Genomic DNA, 2,192 nt, shown 5'->3' with positions numbered 1-2,192 from the left:
TCCAGAGGGGCGTCCAGAGTGGTGTCTGGGGGTGCCCTCCTGGCCGGAAAGCGTCTCGATGCTCATGGGTATCCCCCGTGGGCTTCACGCCCACGGGGCCTCCGGATCAGGGGTTGGTCAGAACTTCACACGCACGCCGCCGATGACCGTGCGGGGCGATCCCGCCCAGATCGACCCGGTGCTGGCCGCCAAGGTCCCGGCGCCGTTCTGGCCGCCCGCGGCGTTCAGCGTGTCGGTGATGTTGGAGGCGGAGGCGACGTAGGTTTCATCGAACACGTTGCGCACCTCGACATACAGCCGCAGGCCGGCCAGGCCGGGGGCCGATGGCTCATAGTGCAGGTTCACATTCACCAGGTCATACGCCGGGGCCTTCAGCAGGTTGGCGTTGTCCAGCATGAAGGCGTCACGGTGGTTGACCTCGACGAAGCCGCCCAGCCCCTTCAGCGCCCCGGTGGGCTGGTCATAGCCGACGCGGGCGTTGAGGTATGACGGCATGACCCCGGGGATCTTGTTGCCCGAGCGGTCGAAGGCGGCGGAGCGCGACCCGGCGCTCAGCACCTCCACGTATTCATCATAATACTGGTCGTCCAGCAGGTAGGCGGCCGACAGCCGCGCCCCCGGCAGGATATCGGGCAGGGGTTGCCAGTCGGCCGAGAATTCGATGCCACGATGGATGGACGAGGGCGCGTTGAAGGTGAAGGTCTGCAGGTTGGCGCCGGCCGATTGCGACACCAGTTCGTTGGAGAAGAACTCATAGAACCCGGTGAGGGAGGCCTTCAGGCCGCCGCCCAGGGTCCAGTCCGCGCCCAGATCGATGCCGACATTGGACTGGGACTTCAGCTGCGTGTTGTTGCCGAAGGTCCCCTGTTGGGTGACGAACAGGTTGCCCGACTGCGGCGTGCCATAGCCGGTGGCGACACGGGCGTGCGCCTGCCAGTCGGGGGCGGGCTGGTAGACCAGCGAGGCCTCCGGCGCCACGTTGAAGAAGGTGCGCCGGGCGCGGATCAGGGTGGTGGTGGCCCCGCCGGAGGTAGGATAGGCGTAGGCCGTCTGCAGGGCGTCGATGTCGGTGTAGTCGGCGCCTAGGCCCACCACCGCCTTCCACTGCGGTGCCAGCGCCACCTCTTCCCGCAAGCGGCCGCCCAGGTTGTAGTGGTGGCCGAAGATGCTTTGCGTCAGGGCGCCCAGGGTGGCGCCGCCACCGGCCGCCGTGGCGGGGGCCAGGTTGTAGCTGTAGGAGTTGATGTCCTCATAATTGAACGACAGGGCGGCGAAGTGCGTGGCCTCCAGGCCCAGCACCGGGGCGCGGGCGGTCACATCGCTCATCAGGTTGAAGGAGGGGATGGTGCCCCGGGCGCTGGTGGCGCTGGTCGGCTGGTTGTAGTCGCGATTGTCGAAGACGATCTGTGTGCGCCACACCGTGGCGGTGTCGATGTCGTGCTCCCAGCGGGCGCCGACGATGGTGCGGCGGTCATGCCGTCCCAGGCCGGTCTGGTCCGGGCTAAGGGCCAGCTTGGCGCCGTTCACGCCGTTGGCGTAGACGCTGACGGACGCGCAGCCGGCGGCGGCCAGGGTGGCGCATCCCGCCTGGTAGGGGTTCTGGTTGAACTGGTTCAGCGACAGGCGCAGGGACAGGTTGGTGTCCAGGTCGTTGTTGACCAGCTTCACCGTGACGCGGTCGCGCGGGCTGGCGTCGAAGGTGGCCAGCAGGTTTTCCGTCGTGGTGTTGAAAGAGCTGTGGGCGGTGGACCCGTTGCCCCGCACGTGGCTGCCGAACAGGCTGTAGTCGAAATCGCCGTATTGGGCGCCGACGGTGGCGTAGCCATTGACGTAGCCATGGTCGCCGACATCGACGCCGGTTTCGGCCCCGTCGATGTCGGCGCCCGCGCGGGTGCGGAAATTGATGGCGCCACCCGTCGCGTAATTGCCGTAGAGGGCCGACGACGGCCCCTTGAACACGTCGATGCCGGCATAGGCATGCGGGTCGGTAAGGTCGCTGCGGCCCAGGCCGTCCGGCTGGGTCACCGGGAACCCGTCCCTCGACACCTGGATGTTGCGGATGCCAAAAGTCTGGCGCTCGTTGGAGCCCCGGACGGAAATGGAAACATCGCGGGGGCCGTTGCCCTGCAGCATGGTGACGCCCGGCGTCAGCGACAGGATATCGGCCACGGAGAAAGCCGGGCTGTTCCTGA

1 protein-coding gene is annotated in these 2,192 nt (G+C 67.4%); it reads right to left on the bottom strand.

The genetic code is table 11. The features are described from left to right. Positions 1-117: 117 nt before the first annotated feature. Positions 118-2,192, bottom strand: a 2,075-nt coding sequence (locus I55_RS01950; RefSeq protein WP_044558773.1) for a TonB-dependent receptor domain-containing protein, incomplete at its 5' end; no start/stop codon positions are given.

The sequence above is a fragment of the Azospirillum sp. B4 genome (genome assembly GCF_000333275.1).
Classification (GTDB): domain Bacteria; phylum Pseudomonadota; class Alphaproteobacteria; order Azospirillales; family Azospirillaceae; genus Nitrospirillum.
Note: the sequence above shows the minus strand (reverse complement) of the source record. Positions and strands in the feature narration are given on the sequence as shown.